Genomic DNA, 21,934 nt, shown 5'->3' on the forward strand with positions numbered 1-21,934 from the left:
CCTGATTATAACATATAGACTATATCTGATGAAGCGGTCGGATAAGTATATACCATATTTTTCATCTCTTCAGGGGTAATACCGCGATTTATGGCAAAAGTGAAAAGGTTGATAACATCCTCAGAAGAAGGGCCGAGTAAATGAGCTCCAAGAATTTTGGTGTTGTTTTCATCAGTGATGATTTTATACCCTGAATATTTCTCTCCAACTCTGTAAGAAGTAAACCAGTCGGATGTTTCCTGAAATCTGGAATTATACTTAATCCCGGATTTTTCAGCATCTTCCTCCTGCATCCCTACACTTGCCAGGGTGGGTATTGTGAAAACCACAGAGGGAATATTTTTATATACCGGATTCTTTTTGTTACCTTTAATAATATTTTCAGCGGCAATTCTTCCTTCCATTGCTGCAACTGTTGCAAGATAGGGTCCTTTAGAATCTGTAACGTCACCTGCTGCGTAAACGGAAGAATTGGAAGTATTCTGCATGAATTCATTTACCTTGATTCCTCCAGAGTCATAAGCAACGTTGCCGGTTTCCAGATTCATATTGTAAACATTTGCCATTCTTCCGGCACCGTGTACAATCATATCAGCTCTGATGGTTTCTTCAGAATTTGAAAGATGGGCAATTAACGTATCTCCGTCGGCTTCAATTTTTGAAACACGGTTATTCACAATTATGTCTATACCTGACTCCTGAGCAGCTTTATTAAGCAGTTCCACAAGTTCTTTGTCAAAACCCTGCAGAATTCTTTCTCCGGAATGAACAATTATACTTTTTGCCCCGGCTCTGGCAGCAGCCTGGGCAAACTCCATTGAGATAAAACCTCCCCCCACAAAAATTATTTTATCAGGAAGGGTTTGAAGGGATAAAAAATCATCGCTGCTGCTCATCATTTCTGCTCCATTAAAGGGCAGCTTTGTTGGGACTGAACCGCTGGCAACAAGAATGTTATCCGCAGTGTAAAATTTATCACCGATTTTCAGTGTATTCTCATCTGCAAATTCTGCATTTCCGCTTAATGAATCTATAGACATCTTATTCATAGACTGTTCCACTTTCAGGGGGATATTATTGGTATAACTACACTTATATTGAATAAGATTCTGCCAGTCTATACGTATATCTCCGTTAATAATACCGGTGTTCTTCATTCTGCTGAACCAGTCGTACAGTTCTGCAGCCCCCAAAAGTATCTTCTTGGGATCACTGCCCCGTAACGGACATGTACCTCCGTATGGCTTGTTATCGACAATTGCTGTTTTAAGACCGTGGCGGGCACATTCTATAACGGCTGTGCTGCCTGCAACACCCGAACCGATTGCTATGAAATCATATTTTTGAGTATTCTTCATTTTGCGATACTCCTTAAATTTTCAAAACTAACATTAAATGAATCATAAATTGTGAAAGCTTCTTCTGTCAACGTAATCATATTTTTTATTTTCTTGTCAGCCGTAGATATCTTTTCTGAGGTGATTTAAAGTTTCAAGATTATTTTTAGCAATGCTGATTTTGTTAGTACCAATCTCAGTTGAAATTATTTCGTCGCATTTTGCTGTCATTTTGTTCAGATTGTTCCCCAAAGGGTCAAATACGGCTGACATTCCCCCGAAATGATGACCTGCTGATTTGCCTGCCGCATTACACATGACATAAAAACACTGATTTTCAACAGCTCTGGCCCTGACAAGCCTTATAAGCTGTTTTATGCGCATTGAAGGCCATTCAGATGGTATAAAAAGTATTGAAGTATTTTTTCTGAAATAATAACGGAACATTTCGGGGAACCTGATGTCAAAACATATTCCGGCAGCGCATAATATGTTTTTAAGTGTAAACGTATTCAGCCTTTCGCCCGGCGTAAGGTGTTTTTCTTCCTGCATCAAAGGAAACAGATGCAATTTATCATAAGGGAAGGTTATATTACGCCCGTTTTTTATAAAAAATGAATTAAACTTGCCTTTATTTGTTTTTCTAAAAATACTGCCCATATAAACATTGTTATCAGGCAGATTCTTCAGAATTTCCGGGTGCTTTTCGTCAAGGGAATTTATCAATGGGTAATCAAAACCTGTGGTGAACATTTCCGGCAGCAGAACAATATGACCATTCAAATTTTTTGTTTTGTTTATGACTTTATCAATATTTTCTTCCGGCTTGGATTTAATTTTCAGCTGCAAAAGGGATATTTTCATTGTGTCAGTTCCAGCAGATTTATTTCGTTGAATGTATCCAGAAATTTGTCCTTGACAGCGCTGTGACAAGTGAAAAAAATGGTCTGCCTGCTGTCTGTAATATCCCTGAGTGTACTCAGGAATGCGTTTTGTCTTTTGTCATCGAAATTGACTATGGTTTCATCAAAAATTAAAGGGAGTGTAAATTTTTTATCAAGCATCTGAATATAAGCCAGTCTGAGTGAAATATACAGCTGATCCTTTGTTCCGGCACTCAGGATATTGGCTTCAAGAGAATTTCTTTTTCTGTCAATCAGGTTTAAGTTTCCTGCTATATCAATTTTAATTTTTTCATATCTTCCTTTTGTCAAAATACTGAAAAAATTAGAAGCTCTATCCAGAAGTTCCGGCTGGCTTTCCTCTTCAAAGCGTTTTACCGATTTATCCAGGATTGTTTCCGCGGTCTTGTATGTTATGTATTCCTTTAGGTGTTCGGTGATTTTTCTTGAATAGTAATTTTCCAGTCTTTCATTTTCCATAAGCTCCGTACTGTCGGCCAGATGTGAAATGATTTCCTTTGTTCTGGCTTCTTCTGCACTTAAGCGGGTAATATCTTCGTTTAAATTGTCCATTTCCATCTGTTTTTTTTCTGCTTGCTCTTTTATGGAGGTATAACTTTCTTTGTTTAAGATTTCTTCATATTTTTTAACTGAAAATCCGTATTTTTTATAAAAAAGTTCTTTATCATTTCTGAATCTATTTAAAAGATCATGGTAGTTCTGATAATTCATCTGGGCATTTTCAGCATCATAAAAATCATCTAAGTTGTTGTTTTGCAGTAAATTCTTATATTCAGTTTCATTTTTTATAAGTTTATTTTTATTGACAGCCCTTTCTTTGGAATAATTCTCCAACTGTCGGGCAAGATTTGAAAGCTCCTGAACGATTTTTTCCTCACTGTTTGTTAGTTTTTTCAGATTAGCATATGCATCTTTTAAATCATCGGCATCTATATCCATTTGTCTCAGGGATTTAGCTAAAAAAGCTTTCGTGTCTTCAAAAATCTTCTTTTTATGCTCATATTCTTTAATGTCTTCAATGCTTTGCCTAATCTCCTGTCTGACTGAAAGAAGGTAGTTTAATCTGTCTATAGAAATTTTTTCCTGACCGTTTGTTTCAAAAGTTTTCTCTAAATCATCTGCCAGTGAAGAGATTCTGTCTTTTGAAGTTTTAATCTGCATTGTAAAATTGCTGATATCAGATTCAAGTGTTTCTATTTCATTTGTCAATCTATTATATGTTTCAAAATTATCATTTGCTTTATTAAAAAATCCGCTCAGCCCGTTTTCATTGTCAATACCATATTTGTACATTACATGATCGATATTTTTCTTTGCGTCTGTGATTTCAGACTCCAGCATCTTTTTGTCAAAATTAAGTTTGTTGATTGTTGCCCTGTTAGCTTCTGTTTCGCTTTTTTTCTCACTTAAGTATCTTAGTGTTTCGGTGAAATCTTCATAACTTATTCCTTTTTCAGCCAATTCCTTTTTAAGTGAAACGAGCTGAGAGATTTTTTCTTTCAATTTCTGCAGATTATTCAAAACTTCGTAGGGTTCCTGTGTATTAAAATAGAAACTCTCCGATATTTTTACGGCTTCTTTTTTAGTTTCTTTCTTTCTTTTTCTGTTAAATAAATACAGAATTATATCCGTAAGAACCGCAAACGGAATAAAAAATGAAAAAATGAAATTATTGGTGATACCCGTCAGGATAAAAAATATCAGAATCCCTGCAGCAGTAAATTTTATGTTATTAGGAAAACTGAAATCCTTAGTTTTTTTTAATCCATTTTCAATTCTTTCTTCACAATGTGTGATTTTTTCATAATCATTTTCAAATTCTGCCGCTTCTTTTGTCTTTTCAAATATATATTTATTTTCCAGCAGAAAGTTATGAAGCTCAATATCGTATTCTTTTATTTCAGACTCCAGACCGGAAATACCCTCATTAATTTTCTTTATCTTTTCTTTATTGCTGTTCAGTATTTCGAGAGCTTTTTCGTATATACCGTGATCCTTTTCTATTTCCCTGAAGCTTGTTTCATAGGAATTAAGAAGACTGTTTGCTTTGTTTTCAGCAATAGACAAACTTTCATTTTTATTTTTCAGGAGCGTTTCTGTGTGTTCAATCTGCATAGTTGCTTTCTGATATTCACTGTTTATTTCAAGTAGCCGGTTTGTGACATCCTCTTTCAGTATGCTGTTGTTAAGCTCATTTATATTAAGTTTTTCATTTATATTGTTAATTGCATCAGTGGCTTTTCTATATTTACGGATAATCTCGTTTTCCTCTTCGTATATGTTAAGGTTTGCTTCCAGCTGTTTCAGCAGGTCTTGTGCAGCCTGTAAGTTTATATTGTTGCTCTTGCTTTCCATCTGTTTCATCTCTTCTTCGGTTTCAGCCCGCCTGTTTTCTATTTCCTCTATTCTATTTAGGAGTGCATCGATTTCATTTCTTTTTTCCTGAATTTCCGAATATATTTTTCTGTCAATTTTTTTTGATTTTTCCAGACTGTCCAGTTCCGCTTCTTTTTCTTTTATGTCCGAATAGGTGCCGAACGGTTGAAGTAACATTCCAAGTTCATTAAGGTCATCCCTGCACTTTTTAATATGTTTCCTTTTGTTATTCAATTCTGATTGTATGCTCTCAAGATCCTGGAATATATCCTCATTTTCCTTTAATTTGGCTGCGATTTTCTTTGATTCCTTCTGCAGTTTTTTTGATTCGGCAATGTAACTGTTGATAGCAGGTATTCTTCCTTTGGGTTTGTAAAGGTTTTCATATGATTTTCTCAGCTCATTGTGAATCTTGTTTAAATCAGTCTCCAGATCCACGCCTGTAGCAGTCAGAATGGCATTTTTTTCTTTTCCGAAAATATCCTTGTAACGTATATTAAATAATTCTTCCTGTCCGAATGCGAATATATTTTCATAGTTTTCCCTGGAAACATTTTCGGACAAATTGTTCAGAAGGGAGTCATTTGGAGAGATTGTCCGTTTCTTATCGGTGAGTGTAACTTTGCAGGGTTGCGTTAAGCAGTTAAGATATATTTCAGCATATTTATCCGGGAAAGCGTTTATTTTGTGTTTTTTACCAATTTCATAGAATCCGTATCGTATCAATTCCAGCAGAGTGCTTTTGCCGGACTCATTATCACCGTAGATGAGGTTAATTTTATCCGGACTGAAATGCAGCGTTTTGTTTTGAATAATCCCGCACTTATCTATCTCTAACTTCTCAATGTATGTCTTCACTTATCACCTTTCAGCATTGAATAAAGAATCAGGAGTGCATCATCTTTAGCTTTATCAAAGTTAAAATCGCCGGAATACTCCAAAAGCTCAGCAATATTTTTATCCAATTCAACTACATCCATTTCCATATTATAGTACGTTTTAACCATTGCTTCAAACAACCCTTTCTCTTCTGCTATTGACTCAGGGGATATCATCGATCGGGTGTTATCCATGACATAAACACCTTCCATTTCCCTTTCGAAATAATTTTCACTTATGTTCTTGACGAGTTCCTTTTTAATTTCAGGTGAGAGCTTACCGGTGAGTATTATTTTAAAAGATAAATATGCCGGCGTAGTGGTATCTGGGTTTTTCCCGTCCGTATATTTGTCCATATTTTCTTTTATCATATCATCAATTTCCAGAAAATCCTCTATACCGGAGATATCTAATGCTATCTCAGCTATTTCTGTTCCGCTCTTTATGAAAATTTTTTCAAATGTTTCATCGCTGTTTTGTTTTACAAGGTAAAATCCCTTTTCTCCCGTTTCAATTATTCTTGTGGGAATGGGAGAGCCCGGATATAAAATTGTCTGTTTGCCTTCTTTTATAAGATTGTGTTGATGAATATGTCCGAGACCAAAAAAACTGTTTGGAGGAAATTTTTCGAATTCCTGAATACTTGAAGGTGCGTAATTTTCATGCCGGCTGCTTATTTCTGAAATATTGGTATGAAAACAAAAAATGTTGGTTTTATCAGTAATTTCAGGTGTATAATCCTGAAGCATCTTTTTTTTGAACGCTGCTTTATTAAAACTGTAGCCGTGAATTACTGCATCATTCCGCTCGAAACTCTGCCAGTATTCGGGGAAGATATTAAAATTTCTTTCATTTAGAAAAGGTTTGTAGAACTTACTCCGGAAATAATCATGATTTCCGCAGGCATAGAATATTTCGATATTGTGTTTGCCGAGATTTTTTAGCAGGTCAAGAAATCTTTTCTTTATTGAAATATCGACGTCAAGGCTGTTAAAAATGTCCCCTGCAAAAAGAACAAAGTCAATATTGTTTTTAATTGCTGTGTTTTCAATTTTTTTTAATAAATGCTCATATATTTCCAGGGAATTATCAGGAAAATGATCCAACCCTCTGCCAAGATGCAAATCTGCCGTGTGAATAAAAGAGAGAGGCATACACTAAACATTCCAGTACGTAGTGGCCTGGTCTGTAATTAATTGCTCTAAAATTATTTTTTCATTTTCCTGGAGACAGTCTTTTGAAACACATTTCTTTTTTTGAACAATATCATCTTCTACGAATATGGGAGCATTCAGCCTTAGCCCCAGTGCAATGGCGTCAGAAGGTCTGCAGTCCACATGACACTGTTTGCTGTTATGTGCAAATTCCAGCTTTGCCTTGTATACATGACCATCAACATCGTAAATGGTTATTTTACTGATATCAATATCATCGATAACGTTTAAAATACCTTTAAAGAAGTCGTAAGTCAGTGGCCTGGGTGATTTTATTTTGTTTAGTGCGGTGTAAATAGCTTCCGCTTCAAAAACACCGATGTTGATGGGAATATAAAAACTGCTGTCTTTCGATTCAAGTATAAGAAGGTATCTTGAGGTTAAAGGTTCCTTCATTACGCATTTGACTGCTACTTCAAACATCTATTGCCTCCGGTAATTAATTTTTTAGTATTGTCATACATTCTTTGTTCACACCGAAAAGACTGTTACGCTTTGCCTCAGTGATTCTAACATTTACAATGTCACCCGGGTTTAAAGCTCTGTCACTTTCAAAATTTACAATCCTGTTTTGCCTGTTTCTTCCCGAATATATTTTTTCATCTTTTTTGCTTTGGCCTTCAATTAACACTTCTGCATCTTTATCGATGTAATTATTAAGAAGTTTGTCAGTAACGGCGGACTGTACATTCAGAAGTTTTTCCAGCCTTTCCGATTTTACTTTGTCATCAACGGTATCATCCAGTTTTTCAGCTTTTGTTCCGGGGCGGGGTGAGTACTTGAAAGCAAAGAGCGATTCATATTCAATCTCTTTAATTGCGCTAATTGTGTCCTCAAAGTCTTTTTCCGTTTCCCCGGGGAATCCGACTATAAAATCAGATGAAAGACTTAACCCGGGTATTTCTTCCTTTGCCACTGAAATTTTTTCGGCATAGCTTTTATAATCATATTTTCTGTTCATATTGCGTAAAATCCTGTCAGAGCCTGATTGAAGAGGGAGATGTAAAAATTCGCATATCTTATCGATATCCCTCATGGCAAATATAACTTCTCTGGAAAAATCTTTCGGATGCGATGTAACAAATCTCAGCCTTTTTAAACCTTCAATTTTATCTATCATATATAAAAGTTTGGGAAAATTGATGTTTTCGTCAAGGTTTTTTCCGTATGAGTTTACATTTTGCCCAAGCAGTGTTACCTCTTTTACTCCTGAATCTATCAAAAATTTTATCTCATCAATGATTTCTGTTGATTTTCTGCTTATTTCAGAACCTCTCACATAGGGAACAATACAGTAGGAACAGTAATTGTTACATCCCTTCATAATTGTTACATAAGCAGACGGTGAGGCTTCTCGTCTGAATGCCGGTATACTAATATTTTCGCTTTTCATTTCCACATCGGCTATCCGTTCGCCATTCAGAACGGCATCTATAATAACGTCGAGTCTGTTTACAGCTTCTGTTCCTATGACAAAATCCACGTACGGAAAGTCCGAAAGGATGTTTTCGCCTTCCTGCTGAGCAACACACCCGCAAACACCTATTTTAAATTCTGGATTTTTATGTTTTATTTTTTTCAGTCTGCCGATTTCACTCGAAACCTTGTGCTGCGGTTTTTCTCGTACACTGCAGGTGTTGAGCATTGCAAAATCAGCTGTTTCTGGAAGTTCGGACGGAGTGAAGCCGTAGTTCCTGAAAATGGATAAAATCCTCTGAGAATCGTATTCGTTCATCTGGCAGCCGAATGTTTTTAAATAAACTTTTCCCATTTATAACCCTTAATTGTTATTCTTAAACAGACTGTTTTTCAGTTTTTGTTCGTTTATTTTTTCAGCAGTTTGTTTGGCTTTTTCCAAGTCATCAGCTAAAATATATGCTTTCGTTTTTATGTAAAGACTTTTGTCGCTGTTATCATTTTTCAGCAAATTTAATACATCCTCCGTGCGTTTATTGCTGAGCAGAAGTTCAGCCAGCTTATATTTGTTCCCGCAGCTTCTGAATCCGGATATTGTTTCGGAATTGTAATATCCCTCTGAAATGATATTCCCGCTTTGTTTGCAGAAAAAGTCTTTTTCCTTTTCAAAATTATTATTAATAAAGTCCTTTGTTTCGCTGCTTTTATTCTGTAAAAGACAGGCAAACTTTGACTGTATATATTCTTTATTCTTTTCAGGGTAGCATTTGTCAATCCAACTGCAATTGAAATTCTCACCCAGCTCTATCCGGCTTCTTACAGCTCTGCAGTAGTTTTCACCACTGATTTTAAACTTCGGCTCATTGTAGACAAAGCTTTCTATAAAACCTTTATAATCAGCTGTTTCAAAGATTCTCTTCAGTGCCAGATTAACAAAACGATCATCTTTGTAATACTTATATGCTTTCCAGAAAATATCGTAACGACCGTTTTTATAAAATAGCAGACCGAGATATTTGATTGTATTTTTATCAAGCTGTTCAAACGAAGTGTTTTTTGCAATCTGATATGCAAGTCCTGGTTTATCGTCCAGTTTTATTGTGTATGCAGATTTGATTTTGTCCGATATATTACTTTCGGATATTCTGGAGGCAATTTTATCGTTTACAGGGCACTTCGATTTCAGATATAGTGAAGCAATACTGCCGCTGATGTCGTTAATAAGATAATCGGAAGCTTTTGAGCAGTCTGTGTTCAATAATATTTTCATTTTGTCGATTTTCATTTGGGTTAATTCAAAACGCTTATCGTTAATACCTTCTATTTGTTCTAAATATTCATAGGCTTTACCGTAATTATTATTCTGAAGGTTTATTTTGTATAAAACATATTTGGCAAATCGTGCTTTTTCCTCATCTGCTGCATTTTTCAGATAGGTTTGCAGATTTTCTTCAGCTATACTGTCAAAGCCGTCTTTATAAGCATTCAGCCCAATAAGGTAATTTTCCACGCCGGCATAAAGCATACTTGTGAAAACAAGCAAAAAAGTTATTATTTTAAACATTCTGACAGCACTTCCACCGGATGTTTTATTTTTTTAGAGCTTAAATGCTCCATCTGCATTCTGCAGGTAGGGCAGTCTGTTACGCCGTAATCAGCCTCAGAAGTATTCAGTTTGTTTATCATTGGGGAGGCAATTTCCACACTCAGGGGGTAATTTTTTGCAGAAATCCCCCAGCTTCCGGCTATCCCGCAGCAGTGGCTTGCCAAATCTTCCACCTGCATCCCGCTTATTGAGGAGAGCATATCTATTGAGCTGTTGCAGGCTTTCTGAATTTTGAGATGACAGGGCATATGATATGCTATCTTCTTACTTGTTTCATTAAGCTGCAATCTTGAGCGGAACTTGTTTATAAAATCACTGATGTGAATAAATTTATCTTTTATCACATCTATTGTATCATCATCAACAAGATAGCTCCATTCCTGTGTGAGACTTAATCCACAGGAGGAGCATGTTACCACTACGTAATCCACATTTTCAAGCAGTTTTCCCCATTTTTCTAGATTGGCTTTTATCTTGTTTTTTGCCTTTCTTACCATCCCTTTCGAAAGCATGGGTAATCCGCAGCAGTGCTGTTCCGGTATTATCGTTTCAACTGCCATTCTTTCCAAAACTTTTACCGCTGCTTCTCCTATTTCAGGTTTAATATAGGATGCGTAACATCCGGCAAAGTAAAGTACTTTAATATCTCCTGCACCTTCTTTATGAGAAACCCTTTCGTACAATGATTTTGAAGGAAAGGTGATGAATTCCCTTTCTGCACTGACACCGGTGAAAATTTCCCCGATTTTTCTTGCAGCTTTCAATTTCATGGGGAAGCCAATAAATTTTGAGAATTTTCTCGTTGTACGGCCGGCCAGTTCGGCATTGACAATAAGTTTGTTTTCCAGGGAAGAGCCAAATTTCTTTTCATACTGTCCTCTGGCCTCAATGGACATTTTTGGTATGTTAACATTGGAGGGGCATTCGCTGTAACAACTTCCGCAGTTGACACAATGATCGATTACGTGTTGAAAAGCTTTTTCATACAGACTTTCCTCATCTATTGAACCGCTGATCAGCATTCTTAGTATATTGGCTTTGGCTTTCGGCGATGCTGCTTCATCTCTTGTGAATTTATAGATGGGGCACATTCTTGTAGCCGCGGTGACAGTGGTGCATTTGGAACATCCGTGACATTTTTCAACTTCATCCACAAATTGCTCCGGCCACATAAGGAGTTTATTTTTCAAGTCTTCGCTTCTGTAGTCCTTTCCGTACCGGAGAAATTTAGAAATTTGATTGTTGTCATGATGTGTTTTTATTTCGGGGTTAAACAGATTGGATTCATCAAATAAATGTTTTACATCGTGAAACAGTTCATAAATCTCAGGGTACTGCTTTTTAATGTATTTGGTTCTTATTCTGCCGTCTCCGTGTTCTCCTGAAATGGATCCTCCCAGGGAATTAATAAGAGAGAAAAAATCATCGGCTATATTTTTCAGTAAATCAATATCATGGGGGTCTTTCAAATTAAGAAGCGGTCTGGTGTGCATCAGCCCTTTTGCAATATGTCCGTAAACAACAAAGTCCAGACTGTTTTTTTTGAGAATAGCATAGACGCCTTCAAAGTATTCAACCAGCTTGTCCGTAGGAACGGCTGCATCCTCAATCAGGGCGAGAATTTTTTTCTTCCCCTTTAATTTGTACAGAATAGGCACTGCCGCTTTTCTGATAGCCCAGAATCTGGCTTTATCCTCTTCGGTAATGGCGAGATAGATATTTTCCGTCAATGATTCGTCTCGGAGCATGTCCTGAGCCTGTTGGGAAGTGTTTTCCAATTTATCTTTATCATTGCCGTCAAACTCAATCAGCAGAACGTTGTCTACTCCGTCGGGGATTTTATCACGAAGTGTCTCATCGTTATCCTTTGCAATTTGAAGGAGGGATTTATCCATTATTTCAATGCCGGAGGGTTTCATGGGGAGAATTTGCTGAACGGCTTTTGATGAGGACACAATATCATCGAAATAAGCAACGATCAGGCTGTTGAAAGCAGGTTTTTTCTTTAGGCGAAACCGCATTTTGGTAACAACTGCCAGAGTGCCTTCCGAACCTGCGATCAGTTTTGAAAGATCAAGTTTGTTGTTTACAAGATCTCTCATGTTGTAACCGGAAACATTGTATTTTACGTTGGGATAGTTGTTATGTATAATACTTTTGTTGTTTTCATATAAGAATGCCAGTTTTCTGAAAGTGTCAGGGAGTTCCTGGATCTCTGTATTCCTGATTTTTGACAGACTATAACCTGATCCGTCACTGAGATAAAAAAAGGCATCTTCAATATAATCGCTTACATTGCCGTACTTTACTGAATGTGCTCCGCTGGCGTTTGTTCCGAACATCCCTCCGAAAGTGGCATATTCCCCGCTGGATGGATCAGGTGGGAAAAAAAGACCGCTTCCTTTTAACTCCTCTTCCAGTTCGCCGAAACGATAGCCGGGCTCACATTCAAAATACTGATTTTCATAATCTATTTTGAGCAGTTTATTCATGTATTTTGAAAAATCCAGAATCAGCCCTTTCCCTATAGCGGAACCGCAAAGCCCGCTTCCTGCTCCACGGGAGTGAACTGATAAACCGTAATTATAGGCAAATCCAAGGGCATGTCTGACATCTTCCTCATCTTTAGGATATACAACACATGCTGGCTCAACTTTGTAAATACTGCCGTCTGTGGCCACCATGCTTCTGCGCAGTTTGTCAACATGGACATCGCCTTTAATATTTTCCAGCAGCTCATCGAATATATTGTTTGTAAGGTGCGGCATAATAACCTCTTTAGATAGATTTGTTTGAGATTGATATATAACCCGTTTAAAGTCTCTTTTTCACTGTTAATAATTTAGCTAATAAAGATCATTTGTAAACAAAATATTTTATTTTTTCTCAGTTAAACTGGATGGTATCATTCTATTTCCAATAACATTGAGCTTTGAGATCTTTGAATAAGTACCCCACCCAACCTCCCCTAATTTAGGGGAGGAGCTTTATCTCCCCTCCTATCGAAGAGTTAGGAGGGGATTAAGGGGTGGTAAAATTTATAAGAATATTCAAAATATCTTATCACCCATAACGCTTAACGCATTACGGTATTTACGCATCACGTCTCTTACTGAATAATGTCGTCTGTTGAAAAAAGCCTGTATTGTTGTATAATTTTAGATAATGAATAATAAAAGGGGGAAATAAATGGCTGAAACATGGAAAACATATGTAGACGGAAGATGGGTTGATACCGGTGAGCAGATTGATGTGATTGACAAATACAGCGGAGAGGTTTTCGCCAAAGTTCCAAAATGTGACAGGGATATGGTTGAAGAAGCAATTTTAAGTGCAAAATCAGCTTTCGCGGATTTTAAAAAATATCCGGCTCATAAAAGGGCGGAAGTGCTTGAAAAAGCTTATTTGAAAATTCTGGACAGACAGGATGAAATAGCTGAAACAATATGCAAAGAAGCGGGAAAAGCATGGAAATATTCACTCAATGAGGTTTTAAGAGGAGCCGAAACGTTCAAATTTGCTGCTGAAGAGGCAAAACGGATACATGGAGAAACAATCCCGCTGGATGCCAGCAAGTTCGGTGAAAATCGCAGAGGATATTATTACAGAGAGCCTCTGGGAGTTGTAGGGGCAATTACACCGTTTAATTTTCCGCTGAATCTTGTCGGGCATAAAGTGGCACCGGCAATAGCGGCTGGTAACAGTGTTGTGTTAAAACCTGCTTCAACAACACCTGTAACATCTCTTATTCTGGCTGAAATTCTTGAAGACTGCGGACTGCCAAAAGGTGTGTTTAATGTTGTAATCGGTTCCGGCTCTGTGGTGGGGGATATGATAGTAACACATCCGGAGTGTAAAAAAATAAGTTTTACCGGATCACCTGAAGTTGGTGATCAGATTACCAAGAAGGCCGGTATTAAGAAAGTCACACTTGAGCTTGGCAACAACTCTGCCACAATAATTGATGAAGACGCTGATTTAAAAAAGGCTGCGGCAAGATGTGCAGCCAGTGCTTTTGCAAATTCCGGCCAGGTTTGTATTTCACTGCAAAGAATATATGTCCACAAAAATGTTTTAAAGCAGTTTGAAGAGCTTTTCGTTGAAGAAGTTAATAAGCTTAAATTCGGTAATCCGCTGGAGAAAGATTGTGATGTAGGACCCATGATTGAAGAGAGTGAAGCTGAAAGAGCTGAAACATGGGTTAAAGAGGCTGTAAAAGAAGGAGCGCAGGTTATCGCCGGGGGTAAAAGAGAAGGCCGGATGCTGGAACCAACAGTACTGACAAATGTAACTGATGAAATGAAAGTTATGTGTATGGAGGTATTTGCTCCGGTTGTTTCAATAGTAAGTTTTGACGATTATTATGAAGCTGTCAAATTGGTTGAAAATTCAGACTACGGACTTCAGGCAGGGATTTACACTAATAATATCAAAAAAGCATACTACGCCATAGATAACCTGGATGTTGGCGGTGTTATGATAAATGATACCTCTATATTCAGGGTGGATCATATGCCTTATGGCGGCAATAAAATGAGCGGTATCGGCAGAGAAGGGGTTAAGTTTGCCATTGAAGATATGACCAATATAAAAATGGTAGTATTTAATATAGGCTGACTAATGTGTTTTATCGTATTCAGCTTTAAAGCGCACAATAAATATAAGCTGATTTTCTGTGCCAACAGGGATGAATTTTATAATCGAAAGACAGAAAAACTTCATTACTGGTGCTCAAATTCATTTAAAAAGCATGAAAATAACAGGATTTTGGCTGGAAGTGATTTGCAGAGCGGCGGGACATGGCTCGGTGTTACAAAATCCGGGCGTTTTGCCGCTCTTACAAATTTCAGGGAAGGTACTGTAAAAGATCCGAAAAAAACATCCCGCGGCCTCATAGTAAAAAATTTTCTGCAGGGGAATGATGACCCTGTAAGTTACGCCAAACAACTTGATTTAAAGAAAAATCGGTATGAAGGTTTTAATCTTTTATTCGGCAGCAATAATAAACTGTATTACTTCAGCAACAGAGCTAACGGTCTTCTGCCGATCTCAGAAGGCATTTATGGTTTAAGCAATGCTACCCTGGATACCCCCTGGCCTAAGATAAACAGGGGAAAAAGACTTTTTAAAGGAATTATTTCACGTGAGGATGTGCAGGTTGAAAGCCTTTTTGAAATGCTCCGTGATGACAAAAAACCTGAGAAGAGGGAGCTTCCTTTTACCGGTATCTCTGAGGAGTTTGAAAAAGAGTTATCACCTATTTTTGTGAGAATAAACGGTTACGGTACTCGCTCATCAAGTGTGATTCTCATAGATTACAATGATAATGTTGAGTTTTATGAAAAAAATTACGACAGTTCAGGAAAAGAAGTCAATAACTCATATTATACCTTTCAAATCATCTGAATTACTAAAGTAAAATCTGAAATTATTAATTAAAAATAATATTCTGCATATTATTAATCGTTGTAAGAAAAGATTTTCTGTTGACTTTTTCCTAATAATATTAAAAAATAGTGCGAAAATTTTTGATATAGTAAAGCAGCAGGCTGTTTTTTATATTATTATCTCATTGAAAAGGAGGAAGGTTTGTATGACAGAAAAAGCAAAGAAACAGATTGAGGAAATTTATCAGCAGGTAATCGCCAGGAACCCAGGCGAAAACGAATTTCATCAGGCGGTTAAGGAAGTTTTGGACTCACTTGGCCCTGTCTTGGTAAAATACCCCCATTATGCAGAGCATAAAATTATTGAGCGGATATGTGAGCCTGAAAGACAGATTATTTTCAGGGTTCCCTGGGAAGATGACAGAGGGGAAATCCATATTAACAGAGGTTTCAGAGTGGAGTTTAACAGTGCATTAGGACCTTATAAAGGCGGTCTTAGATTTCATGAATCCGTTTATCTTGGTGTGATTAAGTTTCTCGGTTTTGAGCAGATTTTTAAAAATGCTCTCACCGGTCTTCCTATCGGCGGTGGAAAAGGGGGCTCCGATTTTAACCCTAAAGGTAAATCTGACAGTGAAGTTATGAGATTCTGCCAGAGTTTCATGACAGAGCTTTCCAGACATATTGGTGAAAAAACTGATGTCCCGGCCGGAGATATTGGTGTGGGCAGCAGAGAAATCGGCTACCTTTTCGGTCAATACAAGCGTATGAGCAATACCTATGAATCAGGCGTTTTAACAGGCAAAGGTTTGGCCTGGGGAGGCTCAAAGGTTAGAAAAGAAGCCACCGGTTACGGTGCCGTTTATTTCGTTGATGAAATGCTAAAAGCCAGAAATGACAGTTTTGAGGGCAAAACATGTGTTGTGTCAGGCTCCGGTAATGTTGCTATATATACTGCTGAAAAAATCCATCAGCTCGGCGGAAAAGTAGTGGCACTGTCTGATTCAGGCGGAGTAATCTATCATGAAAAGGGAATAGATCTCGATCTTGTGAAACAGCTTAAAGAAGTTGAAAGGCGTAGAATAAAGGATTATTGTAATTATCATAAAGATGCTGAATACAAGCCGAACGGAAATGTTTGGGAAGTACCTTGTCAGGTTGCCATGCCTTCAGCAACTGAAAACGAGCTGGACGGCAAGGATGCAGAAACCCTTGTTAAAAACGGATGTATTGCTGTGGGCGAGGGAGCCAACATGCCGACAACACCTGAAGGTATAAAAGTTTTTCAGGAAGCCAGGATTGCTTACGGACCCGGAAAAGCTGCTAATGCCGGTGGTGTTGCAACTTCTGCTCTTGAAATGCAGCAAAATGCCAGCAGGGATTCCTGGTCTTTCAGTTATACAGAAGAAAGACTCCACAATATAATGATTAATATCCATCGTGATTGTCTTGAAGCCGCACAGGAGTTCAACGCTTCAAATGATTATGTAACCGGGGCAAATATAGCAGGATTTAAAAAGGTTGCTGATGCTATGATTGCGCTGGGATTGATTTAAATCCTAAATTAAACATTGAGTCTGTTTTTTAGTTGATATAATATTAAGGGGTTGCATTAAGCAGCCCTTTTTTGCTTTTAAGAAATTGTCCAGCAGGAGAGCTCTTTGACTGATAAAACGCCGGTCAGTTCGGGAATATCCGGCCTTGACACTATATTAAACAATTTGATAAAAGGCGATAATGTTGTTTGGCTTTCCCCGTCCATTAAAGATTACAGCAGATTTGTTGCTCCTTTTGTAAAACAGGCTGTTCACGATAAACGTAAAATAGTGTATTTTCGTTTTGCCTCACATGAAAACCTGATTCCTGAAGAATGCCGTTCATATGTTGACGAGCATAAACTGGAAGCCGGTGTGGGTTTTGAGTCTTTCACCAAAGAGGTTTATTCGGAGGTCGAAAGACATGGTAAGAGTGTGTTTTATGTGTTTGATTCACTATCCGACCTTTTGTATGAATGGGTTACGGATGCTGCAATATCAAATTTTTTCATGGTTATATGCCCGTTTTTATACAAACTTGACACAGTTGCATATTTTGCGATTCTGAAACATTACCATTCTTTTGAGACAATCTCCAAAATCAGGAAGACAGCACAGGTTTTAATAGAGGTATTTAACAGGGAAGGGACCCATTATGTACACCCGCATAAAGTGTTCGGTAAAAACAGTCCCACTATGTTCCTCCCTCATGAATGCAGGGATGAAGAAAATTTTATCCCCATTGACAACAGTTACCTGGCCACTAAACTTTCTACCACCCTTTGTGCGGTTAACAGATCAATTCTAAACAGAAGACTTGATTCCTGGGACAGAATTTTTATGGAAGCGGAGAAGTTTGAACAGGGCAGTGGGAATCGGAGTGAATCTGAAATTGTTAACAGGATTATAAAAGCACTGATGGGCAGAGATGAAAAGATACTTTCATTGGTTAAAAAACATTTTACTATCAATGACCTGCTGGAAATTAAAAACAGGATGATAGGTACCGGGTTTATCGGGGGGAAAGCTGTCGGAATGCTCCTTGCACGTAAAATACTTTATAACACCAATCCCGGAAAATGGGAAGAGCAACTGGAGCCCCACGATTCATTTTATATCGGATCGGACATTTTTTATACATTTATAATATATAACGGCTGGTGGGATATCTTCATGGAACAGAAAACAGATGAAGGATATTTCAGCGCCGCCAAAAGACTGGAAGAGCTTATTATGCAGGGGGATTTTCCTGAAGATGTGAAGGATGAGTTTCACGAAATGCTTGACCATTTTGGGCAGTATCCTTTTATAATACGCTCCAGCAGTCTTCTTGAAGATGGATTCGGAAATGCTTTTGCCGGAAAATATGAGAGCTTTTTCTGCCCCATTCAGGGAACAAGGGATGAGCGTTTTGAAGATTTTATTTATTCTCTTAAAAAGATATATGCCAGTGCGATGAGTGAGGATGCCCTGAGTTACCGTATCGAAAGGGGGCTAAAATATGAAGATGAAGTGATGGCTCTGCTTGTTCAACGGGTTTCGGGCAGCTACCACGGCTATTACTATTACCCTCATGTTGCCGGTGTGGGGTTGTCTTATAACACTTATGTCTGGAGTAAAGATATAGATCCGGATGCCGGAATGCTGAGGATTGTAATGGGGTTGGGTACACGGGCCGTAAACAGGATAGAGGGGGATTATGCACGTATTGTGGCGCTTAACAACCCTTCGCTTGTTCCCCTTTCGGATAAAGATAATATGTTTAAATATGCCCAGAAAGATCTTGATGTGCTGGATGTCAGAAGCAGCGGCAAGCATATGGTTTCATTTTATATGCTGGATAAAGAAAACATACCTTTTGACCTGAACTGGATTGCCGAAAGGGATTTCGATACAATGCGAAGGCTGGCCGATTCCGGCGGGAAACCCAAAGATATATGGGTATTAACCTTTAACAGACTCTTAAAGAGTGAATTTCCCGCAATTATGTCGGATATGATGAATACTGTTGAAGATGAATATGAGTGCCCCGTTGATATAGAATTCACCCTTGGTTTTCTGGACAGCGAATCGTATGTAATCAATCTGGTTCAGTGCAGACCTCTTCAGGCAAATGCATCGGATGCCAAAAATATCAAAGTGAAAAAATCCGCCGGGGATAAAATTCTCATAGAAACGGAAGGAAATTTTATGGGTGGTAATGTCTGTGATTATATCAGAAGAGTCATATACATAGACCCCACCAAATACTCTACATTGAGCACAACGGATAAACATGAGGTAGCCAGAAAAATAGGTGAAATAAACAGACAGATGACCGGCAAGAAAAAATTCTACACTCTTGTTCTGGGCCCCGGAAGATGGGGAACCACCTCACCGGAGCTGGGGATACCTGTGAGTTTTTCCGATATAAACAATATGTACGGACTGGGCGAAATCGAATATGAAGCCGGAGGACTCATGCCAGAATTATCCTTTGGAACACATTTTTTCCAGGATATTGTCGAATCCAATATATTCTATCTTGCTGTTTTTGCCAGGAAAGACGGTGGTTTTATAGATTCTGAATATTTTAAAGAGACCTACTCTGTTACAAAGGAATTGGTGGATGTTTCTGAAACAGTTGAAGAGACGCTTATTGTAATAGATTTTCCTAAAAAGACACTATATTTAACGTCTAATATCAAAACCCAAAAATTGAGACTTTTTATAAAGCACAGCAGCTAATTATGTGGGCTGTTTATTTGTAGGTACTGGTGGTTATTTATTGTTATTTGTGGATGCAGACACAAAGAGCAAAGTCCGATGGTAAAAAAACTTTTAACTTTAGTAATACAGACTGCACATTTCCGCAGGAGGCTTCACAACTTCAACTGTATCAAAGGTCTTAACCTCTACCTCTACCTCTACCTTTACCTCTACTTTTACCTTTACCTCTACTTTTACCTTTACCTTTACCTTTATAAACCCGGCACCAATTAAATTTTACACACCCGGCAGTTAAACAAGGCGGTTACGTTATTTTCCACTGTTTTTATACTGTCAGATCATTTGACTTTTGCGAGAAAGGCTTTTGTTCTTTCATTTTGAGGGTTGTCAAATATCTGTTCAGGAGGTCCTTCCTCTTCGATAACACCTTTGTCTATAAAAATTACCCTGTCGGCAACCTCTCTGGCAAAACCCATCTCATGGGATACCACAATCATTGTCATTCCTTCATTTGCCAGCTGTTTCATTACTTCCAGAACTTCTCCCACCAGTTCCGGGTCCAGTGCACTGGTCGGTTCGTCAAAAAGCATCACTTTTGGGTTTAGCGCCAATGATCTGGCTATTGCCACTCTTTGCATCTGTCCGCCGCTCAGTTGAGCCGGGTAAGCATCGGCTTTATCCGAAAGCCCCACTTTTTTCAAAAGTTCGAGATCGGTTTTTTTTGCTTCTGCTTTACTGACCCCCCTTACTTTTACAGGACCGAGAGTAACATTTTCCAGTACAGTTTTATGGGGGAAAAGGTTGAATTGCTGAAAAACCATTCCTGTTTCAGCTCTGATTTCATTGATATTAACATTTTTCCCGTTGATGTCTTCGCCGTCCACAATTATCTGTCCGGAGGTTATCTCTTCCAGCTTATTAATACATCTTAAAAGCGTACTTTTTCCGGAGCCGCTTGCACCTATTATGACAACGACTTCTCCCATTTCAATATTCAGATTTATACCCTTTAAAACTTCCAAATCACCGAAATATTTATGTAAGTCTTTTATTTGAATTATCATCTTAACCCCAGCTTATATTCCAATAAATTAAGTGCTTTGCTTATAACGAAAGTTATGCACAGATACAGTATGGCAACGGTTGTCCATACTTCAAAAGCCCTGAAATTTGTTGCAATGATTTCCTGCCCCGTTCTTGTCAGCTCACCAACGCCGATTACCACAAAAAGTGATGTGTCTTTAAGGCTGATAATAAACTGATTTCCCAGAGGAGGTATCATTCTTCTGAAAGCCTGCGGCCAGACTACATACAGCATATTCTGCATTCTTGTCAGCCCTATTGAGCGCCCTGCTTCCGTCTGCCCTTTGTCAATTGACTGGACAGAGCCTCTGACAATTTCCGCTATATAGGCGCCGGAGTTAATTGCAATAGCAGAGATAGCTGAAGTCAGAGGATTAATGCGCATCCCGAGAGCCATAGGAAGTCCGAAATAAATAAACATTACCTGCACCATTATAGGTGTACCTCTGATAGTTTCTATATATACATTTGCAATATAACGTAATGGTTTGAACTTGAGCAGTTTTAAAAGCCCGAAAATTGCACCAAGAAAGAACCCTATCAAAAGGCCGCTTGCAGTAATAATAACGGTTAATTTCAGCCCATCCATAAGTATGGGTAAAGATTCCCATATTACATTTGTCTTAAAATCAAAATCTGTCATTGTTCACCTTGTATTTAGTAGAATTTGAAAAAGGGCGGAACATATCCGCCCTTATGTTTTTATTGGGGAGCTTCTCCGAACCATTTTTTATAAAGCTCAGCATATTGTCCGTTTTCCATAAACTTAAGTATGGAAATATTTACAGCTTCTCTGAGCTTGCTTCCCTGAGTAAGAGCTATGCCGTAAGACTGCCCTTCATAAAGCGGTCCTACAGTTTTAACTTTGCCTTCACCGGCTGTTCTTGCAAAATACATAACGTTTGGAGAATCGAAAAGTACGGCATCCACTCCGCCGGACATAAGTTCCATATACATACCGTCTGTGTTTGGGAAGAGTTTAAGATTATCTCCCTTTATTCCATGCTTTCTTAAAAAATCAGCACTGGTAGTAGCCAGTTTTGAGCCTACTTTTTTGCCTTTCAAATCCTCTACAGTTTTAATATCTTCATTATCAGCTCTGACAAGCATTTTCAGCCCGGCATCATAATAAGGATAAGCAAAGTCCACAACTTTTTCCCTTGCAGATTTTATTGTCATGCCCGCAATTGCTGCATCAAGGTTTCCTGTCTGAAGACCGGGAATAAGGCCGTTAAAGTCCATAGGCTGCAGTTTGTAATCCCATCCGTTATCTTTTGCAATCATATCCCAAAGCTCGATATCAAAACCGACATATGTGTCACCTTTCTTAAATTCAAAAGGCATAAAGCTGGTATCCGTACCTACAATTAGCTGTCTTGCAAAAACACTGCTTACCATTAATACAGTAAGCATTAAACTGATAGTTAAAATTTTGTAAAACTTTCTCATAGCATCCTCCTTTTAGTTTT

The 21,934-nt window shown here is 38.1% G+C and carries 15 protein-coding genes; 4 read left to right on the plus strand and 11 right to left on the minus strand.

Annotation, left to right across the window (positions count from 1 at the left end):
* Positions 1-5: 5 nt before the first annotated feature.
* The 8 genes from UMU13_RS07035 to UMU13_RS07070 form a co-directional block, all read right to left on the minus strand.
* Entirely contained in the window at positions 6-1,358 is a 1,353-nt protein-coding gene (locus UMU13_RS07035) for a dihydrolipoyl dehydrogenase family protein (protein WP_328218081.1), read from the minus strand.
* A gap of 96 nt (positions 1,359-1,454) precedes the next feature.
* Positions 1,455-2,201, minus strand: a complete 747-nt coding sequence (locus UMU13_RS07040; RefSeq protein WP_328218082.1) for a nitrilase-related carbon-nitrogen hydrolase — start codon at positions 2,199-2,201, stop codon at positions 1,455-1,457.
* Entirely contained in the window at positions 2,198-5,494 is a 3,297-nt protein-coding gene (locus tag UMU13_RS07045; protein ID WP_328218084.1) for an AAA family ATPase, read from the minus strand. Before UMU13_RS07045 ends, UMU13_RS07040 begins: the two co-directional genes overlap by 4 nt.
* Positions 5,491-6,669: a metallophosphoesterase family protein gene (locus UMU13_RS07050; protein WP_328218086.1), complete on the minus strand. Its 1,179-nt coding sequence runs from the start codon at positions 6,667-6,669 to the stop codon at positions 5,491-5,493. Before UMU13_RS07050 ends, UMU13_RS07045 begins: the two co-directional genes overlap by 4 nt.
* 3 nt (positions 6,670-6,672) lie before the next feature.
* Positions 6,673-7,152 carry a bifunctional nuclease family protein gene (locus UMU13_RS07055; RefSeq protein ID WP_013886458.1) on the minus strand — a complete coding sequence of 160 codons (480 nt, stop codon included), beginning with the start codon at positions 7,150-7,152 and terminating at the stop codon, positions 6,673-6,675.
* Positions 7,153-7,168: 16 nt separating this feature from the next.
* Positions 7,169-8,500 (minus strand): tRNA (N6-isopentenyl adenosine(37)-C2)-methylthiotransferase MiaB, encoded by a 1,332-nt coding sequence (miaB, locus tag UMU13_RS07060; protein WP_328218088.1) that lies wholly within the window; start codon positions 8,498-8,500, stop codon positions 7,169-7,171.
* Between the two features lie 9 nt (positions 8,501-8,509).
* Positions 8,510-9,709 carry a hypothetical protein gene (locus UMU13_RS07065; protein ID WP_328218090.1) on the minus strand — a complete coding sequence of 400 codons (1,200 nt, stop codon included), beginning with the start codon at positions 9,707-9,709 and terminating at the stop codon, positions 8,510-8,512.
* Positions 9,697-12,519: an anaerobic glycerol-3-phosphate dehydrogenase subunit C gene (locus UMU13_RS07070; protein WP_328218092.1), complete on the minus strand. Its 2,823-nt coding sequence runs from the start codon at positions 12,517-12,519 to the stop codon at positions 9,697-9,699. Before UMU13_RS07070 ends, UMU13_RS07065 begins: the two co-directional genes overlap by 13 nt.
* A 421-nt stretch (positions 12,520-12,940) precedes the next feature.
* Between UMU13_RS07070 and UMU13_RS07075 the strand changes: the two genes are divergently transcribed.
* The 4 genes from UMU13_RS07075 (at position 12,941) to UMU13_RS07090 (ending at position 19,400) form a co-directional block, all read left to right on the plus strand.
* A complete protein-coding gene (locus tag UMU13_RS07075) occupies positions 12,941-14,368 on the plus strand; it encodes an aldehyde dehydrogenase family protein (RefSeq protein WP_328218094.1) in 1,428 nt (475 codons plus the stop codon).
* 3 nt (positions 14,369-14,371) lie between these two features.
* Positions 14,372-15,157 (plus strand): NRDE family protein, encoded by a 786-nt coding sequence (locus UMU13_RS07080; RefSeq protein WP_328218096.1) that lies wholly within the window; start codon positions 14,372-14,374, stop codon positions 15,155-15,157.
* A 187-nt stretch (positions 15,158-15,344) separates the two neighbouring features.
* On the plus strand, positions 15,345-16,694 hold the full coding sequence (gene gdhA, locus UMU13_RS07085; RefSeq protein ID WP_328218097.1) for an NADP-specific glutamate dehydrogenase: 1,350 nt from the start codon (positions 15,345-15,347) through the stop codon (positions 16,692-16,694).
* 105 nt (positions 16,695-16,799) lie between these two features.
* Positions 16,800-19,400 carry a PEP/pyruvate-binding domain-containing protein gene (locus tag UMU13_RS07090; protein WP_328218098.1) on the plus strand — a complete coding sequence of 867 codons (2,601 nt, stop codon included), beginning with the start codon at positions 16,800-16,802 and terminating at the stop codon, positions 19,398-19,400.
* 320 nt (positions 19,401-19,720) lie between these two features.
* On the opposite strand, the gene UMU13_RS07095 is transcribed toward UMU13_RS07090, so the two are convergent.
* Genes UMU13_RS07095 through glnH form a run of 3 tightly spaced genes read right to left on the minus strand, consistent with a single transcriptional unit; the run spans position 19,721 to position 21,914 of the window.
* A complete protein-coding gene (locus tag UMU13_RS07095; protein WP_328218099.1) occupies positions 19,721-20,446 on the minus strand; it encodes an amino acid ABC transporter ATP-binding protein in 726 nt (241 codons plus the stop codon).
* Positions 20,443-21,108, minus strand: coding sequence for an ABC transporter permease subunit (locus UMU13_RS07100; protein WP_328218101.1), 666 nt, complete (start codon positions 21,106-21,108; stop codon positions 20,443-20,445). Before UMU13_RS07100 ends, UMU13_RS07095 begins: the two co-directional genes overlap by 4 nt.
* 59 nt (positions 21,109-21,167) lie before the next feature.
* Positions 21,168-21,914, minus strand: a complete 747-nt coding sequence (glnH, locus tag UMU13_RS07105; protein ID WP_328218102.1) for a glutamine ABC transporter substrate-binding protein GlnH — start codon at positions 21,912-21,914, stop codon at positions 21,168-21,170.
* Positions 21,915-21,934: the final 20 nt, after the last annotated feature.

This window comes from Flexistipes sp., assembly GCF_036172515.1.
In the GTDB taxonomy this organism is placed as follows: Bacteria; Chrysiogenota; Deferribacteres; order Deferribacterales; family Flexistipitaceae; genus Flexistipes.

Coding starts and splice junctions, on each gene's coding strand:
- UMU13_RS07035 (WP_328218081.1), bottom strand. CDS start 1,358: ATGAAGAATACTCAAAAATATGATTTCATAGCAATCGGTTCGGGTGTT.
- UMU13_RS07040 (WP_328218082.1), bottom strand. CDS start 2,201: ATGAAAATATCCCTTTTGCAGCTGAAAATTAAATCCAAGCCGGAAGAA.
- UMU13_RS07050 (WP_328218086.1), bottom strand. CDS start 6,669: ATGCCTCTCTCTTTTATTCACACGGCAGATTTGCATCTTGGCAGAGGG.
- UMU13_RS07055 (WP_013886458.1), bottom strand. CDS start 7,152: ATGTTTGAAGTAGCAGTCAAATGCGTAATGAAGGAACCTTTAACCTCA.
- miaB (WP_328218088.1), bottom strand. CDS start 8,500: ATGGGAAAAGTTTATTTAAAAACATTCGGCTGCCAGATGAACGAATAC.
- UMU13_RS07065 (WP_328218090.1), bottom strand. CDS start 9,709: ATGTTTAAAATAATAACTTTTTTGCTTGTTTTCACAAGTATGCTTTAT.
- UMU13_RS07070 (WP_328218092.1), bottom strand. CDS start 12,519: ATGCCGCACCTTACAAACAATATATTCGATGAGCTGCTGGAAAATATT.
- UMU13_RS07075 (WP_328218094.1), top strand. CDS start 12,941: ATGGCTGAAACATGGAAAACATATGTAGACGGAAGATGGGTTGATACC.
- UMU13_RS07080 (WP_328218096.1), top strand. CDS start 14,372: ATGTGTTTTATCGTATTCAGCTTTAAAGCGCACAATAAATATAAGCTG.
- gdhA (WP_328218097.1), top strand. CDS start 15,345: ATGACAGAAAAAGCAAAGAAACAGATTGAGGAAATTTATCAGCAGGTA.
- UMU13_RS07095 (WP_328218099.1), bottom strand. CDS start 20,446: ATGATAATTCAAATAAAAGACTTACATAAATATTTCGGTGATTTGGAA.
- UMU13_RS07100 (WP_328218101.1), bottom strand. CDS start 21,108: ATGACAGATTTTGATTTTAAGACAAATGTAATATGGGAATCTTTACCC.
- glnH (WP_328218102.1), bottom strand. CDS start 21,914: ATGAGAAAGTTTTACAAAATTTTAACTATCAGTTTAATGCTTACTGTA.